The sequence below is a fragment of the Rheinheimera baltica DSM 14885 genome (assembly GCF_000425345.1).
GTDB lineage: Bacteria > Pseudomonadota > Gammaproteobacteria > Enterobacterales > Alteromonadaceae > Alishewanella > Alishewanella baltica.
Genome location: NZ_AUDG01000030.1, coordinates 1 through 16,855 on the forward strand (window position 1 = coordinate 1; position 16,855 = coordinate 16,855).

Annotated in this window: 10 protein-coding genes; 4 read left to right on the forward strand and 6 right to left on the reverse strand. The window is 45.3% G+C overall.

Features of this window, described 5'->3' with window-relative positions:
• The 3 genes from H595_RS23840 to tamA form a co-directional block, all read right to left on the reverse strand.
• Positions 1–213, reverse strand: a 213-nt coding sequence (locus H595_RS23840) for a transposase (protein ID WP_156885966.1), incomplete at its 3' end; no start/stop codon positions are given.
• An 88-nt stretch (positions 214–301) separates the two neighbouring features.
• Positions 302–4,087, reverse strand: a complete 3,786-nt coding sequence (gene tamB, locus H595_RS0111275; protein WP_027671311.1) for an autotransporter assembly complex protein TamB — start codon at positions 4,085–4,087, stop codon at positions 302–304.
• Positions 4,084–5,814, reverse strand: coding sequence for an autotransporter assembly complex protein TamA (gene tamA, locus H595_RS0111280; RefSeq protein WP_051219848.1), 1,731 nt, complete (start codon positions 5,812–5,814; stop codon positions 4,084–4,086). Before tamA ends, tamB begins: the two co-directional genes overlap by 4 nt.
• A gap of 206 nt (positions 5,815–6,020) precedes the next feature.
• Between tamA and H595_RS0111285 the strand changes: the two genes are divergently transcribed.
• Complete coding sequence (locus H595_RS0111285) at positions 6,021–7,136, forward strand: beta-ketoacyl-ACP synthase III (protein ID WP_027671313.1); 1,116 nt, start codon at positions 6,021–6,023, stop codon at positions 7,134–7,136.
• 56 nt (positions 7,137–7,192) lie between these two features.
• Here the strand turns inward: H595_RS0111285 and H595_RS0111290 are convergent, their stop codons facing one another.
• On the reverse strand, positions 7,193–7,501 hold the full coding sequence (locus H595_RS0111290; RefSeq protein ID WP_027671314.1) for an isoamylase early set domain-containing protein: 309 nt from the start codon (positions 7,499–7,501) through the stop codon (positions 7,193–7,195).
• A gap of 451 nt (positions 7,502–7,952) precedes the next feature.
• On the opposite strand from H595_RS0111290, the gene H595_RS0111295 reads away from it, so the two are divergent.
• Entirely contained in the window at positions 7,953–9,173 is a 1,221-nt protein-coding gene (locus H595_RS0111295) for an efflux RND transporter periplasmic adaptor subunit (protein ID WP_027671315.1), read from the forward strand.
• Positions 9,174–9,176: 3 nt separating this feature from the next.
• The gene (locus H595_RS0111300) at positions 9,177–12,350 is read left to right on the forward strand and encodes an efflux RND transporter permease subunit (RefSeq protein ID WP_027671316.1); all 3,174 of its coding nucleotides are present in this window, start codon (positions 9,177–9,179) and stop codon (positions 12,348–12,350) included.
• 65 nt (positions 12,351–12,415) lie between these two features.
• On the opposite strand, the gene asnB is transcribed toward H595_RS0111300, so the two are convergent.
• Entirely contained in the window at positions 12,416–14,080 is a 1,665-nt protein-coding gene (asnB, locus tag H595_RS0111305) for an asparagine synthase B (RefSeq protein WP_027671317.1), read from the reverse strand.
• Positions 14,081–14,281: 201 nt separating this feature from the next.
• Here asnB and H595_RS0111310 point away from each other — a divergent pair, with 201 nt between their 5' ends.
• Positions 14,282–15,103 carry a DUF3025 domain-containing protein gene (locus H595_RS0111310; protein ID WP_027671318.1) on the forward strand — a complete coding sequence of 274 codons (822 nt, stop codon included), beginning with the start codon at positions 14,282–14,284 and terminating at the stop codon, positions 15,101–15,103.
• On the opposite strand, the gene H595_RS0111315 is transcribed toward H595_RS0111310, so the two are convergent.
• Entirely contained in the window at positions 15,100–16,599 is a 1,500-nt protein-coding gene (locus H595_RS0111315; protein WP_027671319.1) for an OmpA family protein, read from the reverse strand. The two genes, H595_RS0111310 and H595_RS0111315, sit on opposite strands and share 4 nt — an antisense overlap.
• Between the last annotated feature and the right edge of the window lie 256 nt (positions 16,600–16,855).

The following is a 16,855-nucleotide window of genomic DNA, read 5'->3' on the forward strand; positions in this document are numbered from 1 at the left end:
GCCTTTTTTAGACCACAAGTTAAAACGCCGGTAGATGGCGCTCCAATCTCCAAAAGTTTCTGGCACATCGCGCCATGGGCAACCGACCCGCATCCGGTACAAAATGCCTTCGAAAGTATTTCTGTGTTCCGGTTTGTCATAAATGCGGCCTGTTTTAAGCATCAATCTGATTAGCTTTGACCAGCACTCGTCTGTTAACATTGTCCTTGGCATGATGGGTTGTCATGGTTAGTTTTTGGCGAAAGTAATTGTACCAGCCCATCATGCTGTCTAATAATCCATCTCGAAAGATCAACAAGCCCTAATCAAACTCAAATTTGTAGAGTAAGTCTACAGCCTCATCCAAGCCTGAAACGGCTTCCAGATATAATCGCCGCATTACACGATAACGCAGAGTAAACTCTCCTACGGCATTAAAAATGCCGTAGCCGTATTTAACCTGTAAATCGCGGGATAGATAGCCACTGACTGTCACCTTAGAATCATCGCCCGCGCCGGCGGTGTCTAACGTGAGATTCTGTAAGCCAAATGCCTCACCTATTTCACCTACAACCTTGCTACTTGATGCGAGTGTCATACCGATCAGGCTAGTTGTTATTGCATTGCCTGAGCTACCTGAGCCGCTTTCCATATCTCGTCCCAACAATAAATACGACAGTGCATTAGCCTGTGCTTTTGCCGGTTCTGAAAATATTGCAACGCTAAGATCATCCACCGAACCATTAACCCGGATACCGGCAATAACATCGTCTTCCATATTTTCTGGATTGCGTATGGCTTCAATGTTCAAGAAGGGTTGATCAGATGGTCCATTGAAAGTCATTTTACCTTTGCGGATCAGCAAATCTTGGCCATAGGCGCGGAACGTACCGTTGCGTAAATTGACATCACCATGCACCAACAGCGGTTGTTGTGCTTGCTGGCGCACACGAAGGTTACCGTTTAACAACGTTTTTAAACCAAAAGCGGATAGTTTGACGTTGTTTCCAAGCAACACATTGATATCTGTTTCGAACATAAAAGTCGATTTAGCATTTTGCGGTAACGGCTGTAGTTGGGTATCCACTAATATCACGTCGTCAGACAGCTCTATCGCCTCTTTGGGCAGGCTATTGATATTGATTGTTGCTGTCGGAATATTTACTGTACCGGTCAGGCGTGTTAGCTGAGGGCTGGCGTGCAGAGTTAAGTCGGGCGCTAGTTGTAATCTGGCTTGCGGAACCTGCAATTTAAGCGTATCACCCTTAATATTAACCGATGCCTGCCAATCCGATAGTTGCTGCCAGCTTGCGCTACCAGTAATGTCGATTCGGCCACTGGGCGTGTCGAGTAGGCCTGCCATTTTAGCTTCCTGGCCAGCAAATGTTAATGCAATCTCGGCATTGTCGATATCAGCCGGTGCTAGCTTGCCTTTAATTCGTCCCTGGCTAAGGTTGATATCACCGGTAACTTCTGGTGTATCCACGTTTCCTGCCAACTTTATATCGCTTGATAGCACACCGCTGAGTTCTGTTAACTCCCCCAACAGAGGTTGTAAAAACTGTAGGGTGAACTGGCGTAACTTCAACTCGCCTTGCAATTGCCGGCTACCTTGTTGCAGTCCGCTAATTTTCACATCACTATTCAGTGTCGATTCGTCGTTAAAATTGATATGTAGTGTATTGTTAATGTTATCGTTAGCCAAAGCGCTGGAGAGCGTGAGTTGGCGCCAGTCTAACCTTAACGGTTTATCCAGCTGCTGACTAAAACCTCCTGCTTTACCGGTCAGGTTTAGCGTAGCCTTGGGAAGTGAATTCTTCTGCCAGTTCGCGGTTAACTGCGCATTTATATCGCCGTTAAGGGCAGTACCGTAAGGCATTAATTCAGCGAGTGTGTCTAAATCAAACTCCGTAATGTGAAGTGCTAAATCAAACTTAGATTCACTGATACTTAGGGGCTTGGTTAGGCAGATATTACTATCTTGCTGTTGCCAGCAATGTGCTGCAAGTTCAAAGCGTTGCTGCTGCAGCGAAAACTGCATCGGCGCTGTTTTCTGTAGCTGCCAGGCACCCAGTAAACTGTTTATTTTTGCCTGTAGCAATTCACCTTGCCAATGCTGTTGGTCAGAAGACAGCGAGCCAGCTAGCGCAAGTTCAGCTTGATGTTCCTGACTTATCAACGCCATATTAAGCTGATGCTGCTGCTCATTTCCGTTTAGAGTTAGACTAAATTGCTGCAGTAATTGGTGTTGGTATTTTGCATCACTGGCGTCAATGCTAATGATTACATTGTATTTTCTGGCATTATCCAGCCATATGTCAGACGTTAGGCTTAATTGCGTAATGCTAAGGTCTTGCCACAGCAGGTTGTCAATGTTTAATGCGCCATTAAACTTTGGCTGTGCACGTGGCCCACTGAGTGTAAATTGACCATCTACTGCTCCGCCTTCTGCATTAAGTGACTGTTTTAAATCAGGAATATCGACATTAATTTGCAGTTGCCAGTCTTGTTGCAAGCGCCCCTGTACGGATACGGCATTGTCAGCATGTCGCAGTGTTAAACCCGGGGTGCTGAACTGATAATCTCCCGTGCCGCTGCTATCTTCGGCATAAAAAGTGCCATCCAGGTTAAATATATAGTCACGTAAGGTGCCATCTAACTTCAATTGGTTTAACGCTATTTGCCAACTATTGTCGGCGGTGAGCTGGCCGGTAAAATGCATCGAGCCATTGAGTAAGCCGGAATATTCTGGCCAGTAAGCGCCGGGTTTTACCTGTTTTACTGTGGCCTGCCCCTGCCATTGAATACCGTTTTGCCAATCAAGATGTGCGCTGGTGGTAATTTGCCCGTCTAATGTCTTTAAAAGCAGTTGTTCAATTTCAACACCATTAAGCCCGGCCGTGCCGGCAAATTCAGCGTTAACATTAGGCGCACTATTAGCAATTGCATCAGTATGACCACTAAAAAGGCTACGCTGCAAGTCACCGTGTAATGCAAACTCAGTGCCTTGCAATACAATATCTGGCTGTGAAGACACAATGGGCCATTGTACTTTATCGCTATACACCTTTAATTGATGTGGTAGGTCGGGTTGCAATAAGTTAAGTGTTGCATCAAGCGTTGCAGCAACAGGCCCGGTAGAACGGGCGCTAAGATTGAGCGTTGCCAGATCACCGTTTGAAGTTAGTGAAAGCTGTTGGCCGTTGAGATCAGCGTTGGTCAGTAACAACCTAACATCGGCTTGAAGTGAATACGGCCCTGTTGTCGTTACTGCGGCGTTGGCATGCAATGTTGCGTCGGTATGAAAGGCATCCAGTTGCAGTATTTGTAGTTGTTGTTGCTGCCATTGTAACGATAGGTTTAGTTCCGTGAGGTGTTGTTTACGACCTTGTTGGACCAATGTCGCATCGCGCACCGTAAAGTGGTCGATAAATAGCCGCATTGGCATAGTAAGTTCGGGTAACACCAGTGGTTGATAACGAAATGGCACAGTGTCAGGCGTTTTTGGTTGCTCAGGTAAGGTTAGTCGGACTTGCTCAAAGGTTGGCCGGCTAAGCTGAATTTTATCCCCCCATGCGGCGAGCCCCGTATTAAAGCCCTGCCATGTTAACTGCATTGACGGGGTCGTAACGATGGCATCGTCAACCGTAAATTGTGTGATAGTGAGTGGGAAGGGTAACCATAACGAGGGGATAGTTGCTGCTGTGCTTGGGGCTTCCTCTTTGAAGGTACCGTGGTTAGTGGTACTGTCATTAGCTAAGACCGTCAATGTTAAGCCTGATAGCGATAGCCTTTCTACACAAGCAGACAAGCTAAGCAAACAGCGGCTGTTAATCTGCAATGCAGAGCGCTGCAAGGTAAACTCAATATTATTTTGTTGGAAACGTATATTGTGTAGTACATGCCCGCCAAGCAAACTTCCGCTGCTACTTTCTACGGTAAATCCTTCAACCAGGTGCTCGGCCAGCCATAGATTTAGTCGCAAGCCCGGTGCACTAAACAATAATGAGGCAACTAGCAGAAGCAACAGTAGAATAGGCAGGACAACTGTCCAGTGCATCCATTTCAGGCTGCGTCTAGTGAGATGTGTAGTGCGTTGCCAATTCATATTTCAGGCCCTAGCGAAAAATGCAGTTGAAATGCGCTTTCGCCGTTGGGTTTATCAAGACCAAAGCCAAAATCCAGTCTAACCGGGCCAATAGGGGAGGCCCAGAGCACACCTGCACCCAAACCGCGCACCCAGTCGGGTGTATCATCCCAGGCGCTACCATAATCAGTAAACGCGGCAAGCCACCAATTGCCTGTTAACCGGTATTGATATTCTACCGTACCAGTTAACATGTAACGGCCACCGGTAAGTTCGCCTGCTTCATTTCGCGGCGCAACCGACTCATAGCCATAGCCTCTGATACTATTATCTCCGCCGGCAAAAAAGCGCAATGAAGGCGGTAGGTTTAACAGCGTCTCCATTAAAATGGCACCACCATCGAGTCGGGTGACAAAGCGATGATTGTCACCCGCATTGCCTATCCAACCTGCGCGGCCACGAAGCCGGACAAAACTGGCATCAGAACCCCAGGCTTCATTCGATACTTCAACCCGCAAAGACAGTCTGTCAGCTGAGTAGGGCAAAGCGCCGCCTTTTCGCCTGCTGCGGCTATAGCTGATCCCAGGCATAATCAGGCTGATGTTGTCGCGCTGATCAGCTTGTATAAAGTCTTCATAAAGCCAGCGGATGGATGCTGTACGATACCAGTCATCACTGATTAACCAGTAACGCTCAAGCAACAGATTCAATTCCTGACTTTCAGTGTCATCACGATCACGATGTCGAAACCCGAGTTGCAATTGATAAAAATCTGTGGCTACCGACGCCAGAGGCAACTTGTATCCGGCCTCAATGCTTTGCTCTTTTTCAGACACGGACAAGTCCGAACGTAGGCTATGTCCTGCCTTATTTAGCCAGGGCTTTAACCAGTTTAACTTTAATCGTGGTCCGTCATTAGTCGAGTAGCCAATACCGGTTTCAATGATATTTCGACGCTCAGGTTCCAGTGTAACTTTAATAGGTAAAGCAAACTGGGTCATATTATCTGTTTCTCCCTCAACCAAAATAGAGGAAAACCAGGCGCTTGCAGCGAGTGCTTGATTTAATTCACCTAATTTACTAGCTTGGTACTTGTCTCCAGTGGAAAATGGAAGCATAGACTGCAAGCGTGCCGTTTCAATTTGGTTGCCTTCAAAACGCACTTCACCAAATTGATAACGGCTGCCGGCATCAAAATGTACATGCACAAATGCCTGATTAAGCTCTGCAGCAACGTCAATTCGGGTTAGGCGAAACTGTGCGTCAAAATAGCCTTTTCGCAGTGCCAGATTTTGCAAGGCACGCTTAAAACCCTCGTATTGACCATGATGTAAAACTTGACCTTTGGCAGGGCCTTGTTGTTGCAGATTTTGTATAAAATCAGCATCGGAGGACGCCTCGCCAAGTAACTGAATATCAGCCTGTGCAATACGAACGGGTTCTCCGGCTTCAATATTTACTGTTAAAGCATGTGGTGATTCGGGAGAGGCATCTATGCTAATTTTACTATGGTAATACCCCAATGCTTCTAACGCTGTTCGGGACTCTTGTTCCAGTTCAGTATAAAAGCGCATTCCGGCGCTAAATTCGGTGTCACGAAATTTTTGCAAATAAATGTCTACATTCGCTTTTAACGGGCCCTTAACGCCTTTTATTTGCAGTGTTAACTTAGCCTGTGCAATAGCCATACCGCTTACTGTTAACATGGTTAGCAGCAACGTACTATTGAGCAAGCGGGTCATCGACATAAGAAGAGTGTTGTCCTGAAAATCATGAAAAAAGCAAAAGCGAGCCTATTACGGCTCAGACATGGCGTTACTGTATACCAGCTTGCATAAACGGGTACTGAATACTGGAGTTGTTATTTCAGCGTTTTATATCGTCACCTAAATTCAGTTATACTGCCCACACATATAAGATGGTAACAAATGCTGTCAAGAACAAGGCCCTAGAGATGAAGAATGTGGTTATTAGCGGTTCTGGCTTATATACACCAGCGCAGACGATTACAAATGAGGAGCTGGTGTCCAGCTACAATCAGTATGTTGATCAGTTTAATCAGGAAAATGTCAACGGGATTGCTGAAGGTGACGTCACAAGCTTGGAGCATTCCAGCTGCGAATTTATTGAAAAAGCCTCTGGCATTAAATCCCGCCACGTGTTGTACAAAGACGGTATTCTTGACCCCGCTATTATGCGTCCGGTGTTTGAACGACGTAATGAAGATCAACTGCCAGAAATGGTTGAAATGGCGTTGGTTGCCGCGCATGAAGCCATGGCTCAAGCAAACAAAACAGCAGCTGATATCGATTTAATTATTTGTGCCGCGTCCAACATACAACGGCCGTATCCTGCGTTATCTATTGAATTACAACAACAACTGGGTGCTGCAGGCTATGCATTCGATATGAATGTGGCCTGTTCGTCTGCAACGTTTGCTATTAGTAATGCCGTAAATGCCATTCGAGGTGGTACCGCCAAAGTGGTATTGGTGGTTAACCCTGAATTTGCTTCACCTCAGGTGAACTATCGTAGCCGCGACAGTCATTTTATCTTTGGCGATGTGTGTACTGCGACCATTATTGAAGGCGAAGACACCTGCAGCAGTGACAATGCGTGGCGAATTAACGGTATGCGATTAAAAACAGAGTTTTCCAACAACATACGATGCGATGTGGGTTATACCGAGCATTGTTTGCCCGCAGATCCGATGGTGCCTTTTTTTAAACAACAAGGCCGAAAAGTGTTCAAAGAGCTACTGCCAATCGTAGCCGATGTTATTCTTGGTGAGATGGCCGCGCAACACGTTGCCCCTGAGCAATTAAAACGATTGTGGTTGCATCAAGCCAATATCAATATGAATATTTTTGCGGCGAAAAAGATACTGGGCCGAGATCCTTTGCCCGAAGAGGCGCCACTGGTTTTGGACACGTATGCTAATACAGCTTCGGCAGGTTCAATTATTGCATTTCATAAAAATAAACAAGGGCTCAACGCGGACGATTTTGCCATTTTATGTTCGTTTGGTGCCGGATATTCAGTGGGGTGTTTAGTATTACAAAAGTGCTAACAGGTCGCAGATAAACAAAAGGGCGCTGCGGCGCCCTTTTTCTATTGCGTTAGCATCTAAAGTCGAACGACAGAGTTGTTATCGTAAGATACCGGCGAGGGTTGGTAACTGTCAGCCGCTTCATCATTTAGCCAGGTACCGCCATTGACCAGGTAGCGAAACTGGTATTCTTTGTTTTTTTCCAAATTTAACGTTGCAGTAAAGTCACCCGATTTACTTTTTTTCATCGGTAATGCTTGCGGATCCCAGTCGTTAAACTCTCCAAGCAAAGCGACGTTCTCTATTTTCTCCAGCCTCTGTGCAGGTAGGGTAAAAGTGACTTTGCACAGCGGTTTGGTTTTTAGATATTGCTTATTAATACTCATAATTATTCCCTCAACATAATGGTTAAAATTCAATACGTCTGTCAGTGTCTTTGAAATTATGCGGTTTTATTATGGTGAAAATATGAACATGCCGCTGGTTGAAATACCATAGGGAATTTTCTTATCCAGTGCAAATAATAGTTTGAGTGAACGATATAACTGATTTTAATGATACATAAAGCGAAACTTTTTAAGTGCAGTTGTAACAAGATATTACTTAAATGTGTTTTCAGCAGGATGGGGATGCAGACGGTTTTTGTCTTTTTGTTGTGTTCAAAGCTTGAAAACACTGGGGGTGATGATGCCAACCTGCAATGATCTTATGCATCAACTGTCCGGGTTTGCCAGCCTAACCTAAACTCTACAGATACAAAGCGTAACATTCAGTAGGTTACTTTAATAGGTAAGCGTTTTAGTATAGCGCTAAGTAAATAGCATCATGGAAATTGTCATGGCATCAAAAGTTATCAAAATTGCAGTTCCAGTCGTCATCATTGTGTTGGCTGTGGTGGCATCAAGCGCCCTAATAAGTATGCGTAAACCACCTGAGAAAAAAGAGGAGCAGCGTCAGTCTGTTCTGGTTAATGCTGAGACTATCCAAACCGAAGATTTGGTCTATAAAATTCGGTCGCAAGGTACCGTAAAACCGCGTTTAGAAACTAATTTAAGTTCTGAGGTTAATGGACGCATTGTTGAGGTGGCGGACAATTTTATCGAGGGCGGTTTTTTTAACGAAGGCGATTTACTGGTTCGGGTAGAGCAATCTGACTATTTAACCAATGTAAAGGCAGCACAGGCGAGTTTAGCTAATGCGCAAGCGGCTTTAGAGGAAGAAAAAGCCCGTGGTCGTGTAGCAGAAGAAGAATGGCGTTCATTTACTGATGGAACGGCGCCAGAATTAGGATTACGCCGCCCGCAATTAGCCAGTGCACTAGCAACCGTTCGTTCTGCTGAGGCAGAGTTAGAGCGTGCAAACCGTGATTTGGCCCGCACCGAAATCAGAGCCCCATACGCAGGTTTGGTGAAAAGCCGAAATGCAAACCTGGGACAGTTCATTACCCGTGGTAGCAGTGTCGGCACCATTTATGGCACTGATGTAGCCGAAATTCGCTTACCATTAACGGACAATGATGCAGGTTTTATTCAGCTACCCGACTTTGCAGACGATTCAGTTAAGCCTGATGTCACACTTACCGCTACGGTTTCTGGTGAAGTGGTGCAGTGGCCTGCGAAATTAGTGCGTACAGAGGGTGTTTTAGATGAACGCAGCCGCGTTATCTATGCGGTAGCGCAAGTGCAAGACCCGTATCAGCGTAATTCGCCAGACAAAACACCGCTTCGCTTTGGCCGCTTTGTTCAGGCAGAGATTCTGGGTGATGCCACAACCAATGTTATTGTAGTGCCGCGCTATTTGTTATTAGCACAGCAACAGGTTTTGGTGGTTGATAAAGATAGTCAACTGCAGTTCCGGCCTGTTGTTTTAGAGCGCAGTGACGAACGTCATGCCTATGTACGCAGTGGTTTTTTAGACGGTGACCGCTTAGCCGTGTCTGCTATTGCTAACCCACTGGCTGGAACTGTGGTGCGTGTTTCGGGCGACACGGATGAACAGGTTGCCGACGACGCCGCTTCAGAGGAGGCCACAGCGCTTACCAGTCAGGTAAAGGAGTAAGGTATGGATACTAACAAAGGCATTATCGCGTGGTTCGCGCGCAATAGCGTCGCAGCCAACCTGCTAATGGCGATTATTTTGGTCGCTGGTGTAGCATCTTTATTTACTATTAAAAAACAAATTTTCCCTGAAATTGTGCTGGAGCAAGTTAACATCCGTGTGCCTTACTTAGGGGCTGCACCTCAAGAGGTTGAAACGGGTGTTATTGATAAAATAGAAGAGAGTTTACGTGGGGTTAATGGTATCAAGCGAATTCGTTCTACTGCTGTAGAAGGTTTAGCAACGGTTCGGGCTGAAATTGCCAGTAACTATAACGTGCAAGAGGTTATGGATGAGATTAAAACGCAAGTTTCAGCCATTTCTTCTTTGCCAGAGCAAACCGAAAAGCCGGTAGTTTATCGGGTTCGTTTTCAAAGTAATGTTATGTGGTTATCGCTATATGGTGATGCCAGCGAGCGCACGTTAAAAGAGTTAGCAAAAGACGTACGTGATGAAGTGAAAAAGCTTCCCGGCGTAAGCAAAGTAGATGTTATTGGCGCGCGCGATTATGAAGTGTCTATTGAACTTTCTGAAGCCAAGCTTAAAGAGTATGGCTTAACTTTTGACCAGGTGGTAACGGCCATTCGTGGTAGCTCGGTCGATTTGCCAGGCGGTTCAATAAAAGCAGAAAGTGGTAATATTTTACTGCGTACTAAAGGTCAGGCATATTTTGCCCAAGACTTTGAAAACATTGTGCTGCTGACCTTTGCTGATGGTACGCGCTTGTCGTTAAACGACATTGCCGTGATTAACGATGGCTTTATAGAGCGCGAAGATTTATCAACCTTTGATGGTAAAAACTCGATATCTATTCGTGTTGACGCTGTCGGTGATGACAATACCCTTAAAATTGCCGAACAAGTTAAACAGTATGTTGAGAAAAAGCAAAAAGACCTGCCATCGTCTGTGTCCATAGCGCACTGGGGCGATGCAAGTTATTACCTTCAAGGCCGGTTAGACTTGATGAGCAATAACTTGTTAATGGGAGCTTTTTTGGTATTGCTTGCATTAACGTTATTCCTCGAGTTTCGTATAGCCTTTTGGGTAATGGTTGGGATCCCAGTGTGTTTCCTCGGGGCAATGGCGATGTTACCCCTGCCGTTGTTTAATGTTTCTATCAATATGATCAGTTTATTTGGTTTCATCCTGGTGTTGGGGATAGTGGTGGATGATGCCATTATTATCGGGGAAAGTGCCTACAGTGAAATTGAAAAACGTGGTAAGTCAGCTGAGGCCGTAATAGCCGGTGCGAAAAAGGTCGCTATGCCCGCCACTTTTGGTGTACTCACCACTATTGCAGCCTTTACACCAATGCTTATGGTCGGTGGGGCACAGGCGCCTATTTGGGGTTCCATTGCCTGGGTCGTTGTGCTGTGTTTAATTTTCTCATTGGTAGAGTCAAAAATGATTCTACCATCACACATTGTCAATATGGACACTAAACCGTGGGATCCGGATCGCAAAGGCCTGTTTTACAGCATGGGCCGTGCCTGCAGCAATGGCTTAAAACGCGTTCGCCTATCGGTTTCAAATGTGATGAATCGTTTTATTTACAATACCTACCAGCCGTTTGTTGAACGCTGCATTCGTTATCGCTATGTCACTATGGCCGCTTTTTTTGCCATGCTGATCTTAATGTTTGGTGTACTGGGTGGCGGCTTTGTGCGCTGGGTGTTTTTCCCCAATATCCCAAGTGATTTTATCAATGCAAACTTGACGATGCAGGACGGGTCTTCAAATGCGGCAACCGTAAATGCCATGCGTGAAGCTGAAGCTGCGCTTATGCGAGCTAACGAAAAGCTCAATGCTGAGTTTGATGAAGATATTGTTAAGCACCGTTTAGTTTTCTTAAATGGTGACACGGCCGGTCAAATGGTGGTGGAGCTTGAGAAAAGCGAAGGTCGTGAAATCGACGGTTTTGAAATTGCCAATCGCTGGCGCGAAGAAATGCCAGAAATTCCGGGTTTAAAAGCATTTAAAATTGATGCGGCAACCGGTGGCGGTGGTGGCAGTGATGTAGCATTGCAGCTACGAGGTTCAAACCTGGATAACCTTAAACTGGCAACGGAAGAGCTAAAAGCAAAGTTAGCGGAATATGCCGGTGTGTATGACATTGAAGATAATTTGCTTGGCGGCAACGACGAAATTGTATTAGAGCTTAAACCGGAAGCGCATTTGTTGGGTTTAACACTAGCTGATGTTGCACGTCAGGTTCGATATGGTTTTTATGGTGCTGAAGCACAGCGTATGCAGCGCGATGGCGAAGAAGTAAAAGTGATGGTGCGTTATCCACGCAATGAGCGAAGCTCTATTGGCAGCTTGGAAAATATGCGTATCCGTACTGCCGGGGGTGGTGAAATTCCGTTTGCTCAGGTTGCCAGTTACACCTTGCAGCCAAGCTATAGCGCAATAAATCGTGTTAATGGTGAACGTGCTGTTACCGTAACCGCGGCTGTAGACAAGGCGACAGTTGAACCGGGTAAAGTTATTGGCGAGATGCAACGCGACTTTATTCCGCAAATTAGTGACAAATATGAAGGGGTAACCGGTGAGCTAGACGGTGCAAGTCAGGATGAAATGGATGCGCAAGCCGACTTAATTAAAGCGGGTATCTTTGCACTGTTTTGTATCTACGGGTTAATGGCTATTCCGTTAAAATCATACAGCCAACCGCTGATAATAATGAGTGTCATTCCATTTGGTTTGGTGGGAGCGGTAATTGGCCATATGGTACTGGGGTTGAGCATGAGTATTATGTCAGTGTTTGGCTTAGTTGCCCTCGCTGGCGTTGTCGTGAACGATTCTTTGGTTATGGTGGATTTTGTTAACCGAGCGAGGGAAGAGGGGTTATCAGTGCGAGATGCAGTGTCTCAAGCCGGCTCGCAGCGCTTTAGAGCCATCTTACTGACATCGCTGACTACCTTTGTAGGTTTGGCACCCATTGTGTTAGAGCGTAGCTTGCAAGCTAAAATAGTGGTGCCGATGGCAGTATCCCTGGCCTTTGGTATTTTGTTTGCGACTGTAATTACCTTAGTGCTAATACCGGCGCTGTACGTAATACTAGAAGATGTGAAAAACCTGTTTCGTAGCAAAGAGCAAAAACAAGATACCCGATTAGGCTCTGCTCAAATTGAGTAATTAAAAAATCTAAAGCAAAAAGGCCACGCAATAGCGTGGCCTTTGATTTTGTATAAGGTTAAGCTTTAGTAAGCTTGAGTGTGAACGTCCCGCACCGCACGACCTGATGGATCGGTCATTTGTGCCATTTTTTCATCCCACGCTAAGGCTTCTGGCGTAGAGCAAGCTACTGATTTACCGCCAGGTACACAGGCAATAGCGCCCGCATGTGGGAAGTGCTCTTCAAAAATGACCCGATAGTAATAAGCTTCTTTGCTATCTGGGGTATTGATGGGGAAACGGAAGCTGGCAGTAGCCATTTGCTGATCCGACACTTCTTTTTCAGCATGGGCTTTTAAGCTATCAATCCAGCTGTAACCTACACCGTCTGAAAACTGCTCTTTTTGCCGCCACAGTATTTCGTCAGGCAACACACCATCAAACGCCTGGCGTAAAAAGTGTTTCTCCATTTTGCCGCCACCACACATTTTGGCTTGTGGGTTTAAGCGCATGGCCACGTCCATAAATTCTTTGTCTAAAAATGGTACCCGGGCTTCAATACCCCAAGCCGACATCGCTTTGTTAGCACGGTTGCAGTCGAACATATGTAGCCGGTCAAGTTTGCGCAGCGTTTCTTCATGAAACTCTTTCGCATTCGGCGCCTTATGGAAGTACAAATAACCACCAAATAGTTCGTCTGAGCCTTCACCCGACAATACCATTTTAATGCCCATGGCTTTAATTTTACGCGCCATTAAGTACATAGGGGTAGAGGCGCGAATGGTGGTTACATCGTAAGTTTCCAGGAAGTAAATCACATCGCGTAATGAATCTAAGCCTTCTTGCACAGTAAAATGCACCGTATGGTGCACTGTGCCAATGGCATCAGCGACTTTTTGCGCGGCAATTAAATCCGGTGATCCGGCAAGGCCAACAGCAAACGAGTGTAACCGTGGCCACCAGGCTTCGCTTTGGTCGTCATCTTCTACCCGGCGTTTGGCGTATTGCTGGGCAATAACTGACGTTAACGACGAGTCTAAGCCCCCCGACAGTAATACCCCGTAAGGTACGTCTGACATCAAATGCGTTTTAACGCTATTCTCCAACGCCGCTTTAAGCTCTTCCAGGCTGGCAGGGTTGTCTTTTACTGCATCAAAGCTTTGCCAGTCACGTTGATAATACTTGCGTAGCTCACCAACTTTACTATCAAAGTAGTGGCCTGGCGGGAATTCTTTAATTTGTTTACAAACCGGTACTAATGCTTTTAGCTCCGAGGCGACAAACAATTGACCATGTTCATCATAGCCATAATACAGTGGAATTATACCAATATGGTCGCGTGCTATCAGGTATCGGTTTTGCTCTGCGTCATACAGAATAAATGCAAACATCCCTTGTAGCATGTCAATAAACTCGACGCCATGCTCCAAATACAGTGGTAATATCACTTCACAATCTGACTTTGTTTTGAATGGATAAGGCTCGCCAAGTTGTTTTTCCAGCGCCTTATGATTGTAGATTTCACCATTCACTGCCAGAATGTGATTTCGATTATCATTGATAAGGGGTTGGGCTCCATTTTCAGTATCTACAATTGCCAGGCGCTCGTGCACTAAAATGGCATTGTCGTTATTCCACACGCCAGACCAATCTGGCCCGCGGTGACGTAATAACTTGGATAACTGTAGCGCTTGTTGGCGCAAGGCTTTAACATCAGTTTTGATGTCAAGCACCCCGAATATCGAACACATGATAACCTCTATTAATTAATTTAGTGTAAACACATTTTGTACCCTATAGATTTCAACCTACGCGGGTAATTTGGCAGTATGTACGTCTAAACGCACCCCTTGAATGTGCCATGCCATGGTAAAATTGCAAGCGCTTTTTCGCGCTTTTTGTAAGTAATTCATGCTGAGAACTTTCAGCCACAGCAACAGAAAATAATGCTTATGCAAAAAACTGATGTAAAAAACCGTTTTATGCCACCACTGCACTGGGATGCCACTGTGTTAAATAGCAACAGCATCTTTAACGACCTGTGTCAGTGTTTTAATGTTTGCCAGCTCAAGCACTGGCCAGATCTAAACTGGTTGAACCAATGCGCGCAACATACCGCTGTTACCTTTGTTGATAACGATGAGCTCAGTGCAGATGGTCGCTATTATGAAGAATATATTTATGCAACTAAGCGGGTGCCAACCCGGCGGCAAAATTGGCATGACTTTTTTGGTGCTTTAATCTGGAGTTTGTTTCCAAAGACCAAAAGTTTACTCAATAAGCTGCATATCAACGAAATAACTGAACACGGATTAAAGCAACGTAGCAAGTTACGTAATAAGCTCACGTTGTTTGATGAATGCGGCTTAGTCATTTGTTTGCAACCCAGTACTTATGAACATGCTAACCTGCTTCGAGAACATCAATGGCAGCACAGTTTTATTAATAAACGTCACGACTGGTGGCAAGGCATACGGCCAATGATTTTTGGCCATGCACTATATGAAATGGCGACAGCCCCTTTTATTGGCTTAACGGCAAAAGCATTGTTTGTTGAAGTACCAAGCGGTTTTTGCCAATGGCCATTACCCCAAGCTTATGCGTATGTGGATGAGCAGTTAGTAAGACAAATAACCCAAGGTGATTTGTTAAATAAATCACAGTTAACACCTTTGCCGTTGTTAGGTGTGCCGCTATGGTATGCGGCCAACCAGCAGCCGCAATTTTATAGTAATCAGGATTACTTTCGCCCCAAGCGGCACAGTACCGTTTAACGTAAAACCAGCTCTACCCGGCGGTTAGCGGCTTTACCCTCGGTATTGGCATTGTGCTGCTGTGGTGACATGGCGCCAACACCTTCTGCTAATAACCGCTCGGTACTAATGCCTTGTTTAATTAGAGCCTGCAACACGCTGTTAGCGCGTGCTTTAGACAGTTGTATATTGTGGCTATGGCTACCGCTGTTATCAGTATGGCCCACCACATAAAACTGCTGCGATGGATGGGTTTTCAGGTAGTCGGTAATAACTGCTAAAGCAGTATCCGATTCTGCCAACAAGCTGGCGCTGTCGGTGGCAAAATGTAAGCCATGCAATACCACTTTACCGCTGCGGCTTAGCTCGTTTTGCAGGTAGGCGGTGTCAATACTGACGCGGTTAGTTTGCATGCTGCTTAGCTCAACAATATCGTGTGCGATATTCACATTGGTTGAGCCACTCGCTTTTAGTACATATATCGACAGGTAGATGTCTTGTTTGTTTACTGTTTTATGGGCTGTTAGCATGCGGTAGTCATCATCTTTATCGTTACTATTACTTAAATAACTTTTAAAACGATTCCAATCGGGGCTGCCTTGCCACAATAATTTACGTTGTTCATCGCCACAGCTTTGGTGCTCACAGCTAAATAAAATGTTAAAGCCAGCATCCTTAAGCGCCTGTTGGTAATTACGAAACACCTGCAAGGTAGACTGATCTTTACTGGCTTCGTAGTGCAACAGGGTAGACTTACCTGCCAGCGTTAAATGTGGAACCTGCTTGTTATTATTGGCAATACCGGTTGGTAGCCGCACTTCGGTATATTCGGTGTCAGTACGGTGGGTAAGCTTAGCGCCGGCATAACGTGAAATAAGCGGGTGGTCACCACCTTTAGCGCTATCTGGCCCTAAACTGGTTGCAGCTGGGCTGCTACCTGGCGAATTGCTTAATGCTTCAGGCGAAATAGTTACCAGCCCCAGTTGTAATTGCTGAGGCTCGCTAATTATTTGGCCAATTTCAACTCTGTCGCCATAAGGTTGTCTAATGAACCATTGTATGTAAGTAGGATGTGTATCAGGCCCTAGCTGCGCCAGAATATAATAATGCTCGTTACTGCCTTGCGAAAAGGTAGCCATGCTAAGAAAAACGTTACGTGTCCAATGTCGGCTTTTTAATAATTCATCAGAAAAATTTCTTCCGCAGTCAGAACGACAAACCAAAATCAGCTTTCCTCCCAAGCGTTTTACAACATCGAGATAATTTTCAGCTATTTGCAGTGGCGAATGTTCGCCTTCAATAAAGTAAATATGGCCGGTGTGCTTACCCAGAATTGACTTGCTACTAAATTCGGCGTTGTCGGTGATTTTATTAAGTGGCAGCACTATTTCAGCATAATTTGTCACGGCGTAGCTTTTAATCGAAGTTCCGGGATAAGCCCCTACCAGCGGGTGATCCACTTCGGCCAGAAGCACAGTGCTGGTTAAAAATAGTAAAATGAGTAACAAAAAACGCATAACAGTCCTTATATTTTTTAAAAGACGTTGTAAAAGTAGAAACCGAGTAACAAATAGCTATTGGGTTACGCATGGCTCTAAAACGGGTGTAATGATAGCAGTACGTGTGCTAATAGTAAGTTAACACTATTGATGGAACTTATTAAAGTACAATGAGCCCCGTTATCATAGTGAGTATGGAACTTGGCTAATTACAAACAACTGCTTACAGTTTATTTGCCTTAAATTTCATCAACTAATTGCTTCTGATCTGAGT